Source organism: Mycobacterium intermedium (genome assembly GCF_002086275.1).
Taxonomy (GTDB): domain Bacteria; phylum Actinomycetota; class Actinomycetes; order Mycobacteriales; family Mycobacteriaceae; genus Mycobacterium; species Mycobacterium intermedium.
This window is the reverse complement of the sequence record NZ_MVHT01000282.1, coordinates 1-649: the sequence shown is the minus strand read 5'-3', so window position 1 is coordinate 649 and position 649 is coordinate 1. Positions and strand designations below refer to the sequence as shown.

The following is a 649-nucleotide window of genomic DNA, read 5'->3' as shown; positions in this document are numbered from 1 at the left end:
TCCGCGGCCCCGACTTCGCCGGGTTCGGAAATTAATTACGTTCTATATGTTTATCTGGCGTCGGGATCTCGCGCCGCACATCGGTTAAAACGGCGAAATTGACCAAATACGGTGCAATTGCCTACGGGATTGACAAATCGACGCTTTTGTTCGGCCACCAACCCGCCCGTTAGGGGTGCCGGATAAATGCAAATGAAATGGGCTAACATTTCGCGACGATCACAGATACGATTCGGCAAACACATGCGTCGAGGGTGGGGGCGCGAGTTGTCCTAGGTCATCGGAGCAGCCATGTCCTACGTTGTCGCCGCGCCTGAACTGCTAAGTGCTGCAGCCGAAAACCTGGCCGCGCTCCATTCCGCACTTGGCGTAGCCAACGCGACGGCCGAACCCCTCGTGACTAACTTGGTCTCCGCTGCCGCCGACGAGGTGTCAACTGGCATCGCGAAGTTGTTTGCCCTGCATGCCGCGGAATATCAAGCGATCAGCGTCCAGGCATCACTTTTTCATGGCCAATTTGTGCAGGTTTTGACCGGAGGTGCGGTTGTATACGCCGCGGCCGAGGCCGCGAGCGCCTCTCCGCTGCAGAGCCTCGAGCAGAGCTTGCTGGCGTTGATCAACGCTCCCACCAATGCGCTGCTGGGACGCC

Annotated in this window: 1 protein-coding gene; it reads left to right on the top strand. The window is 58.2% G+C overall.

The window, feature by feature from the left end:
* Positions 1 to 291: 291 nt before the first annotated feature.
* Positions 292 to 649, top strand: a 358-nt coding sequence (locus BST27_RS30685; protein ID WP_083148853.1) for a PE family protein, incomplete at its 3' end; no start/stop codon positions are given.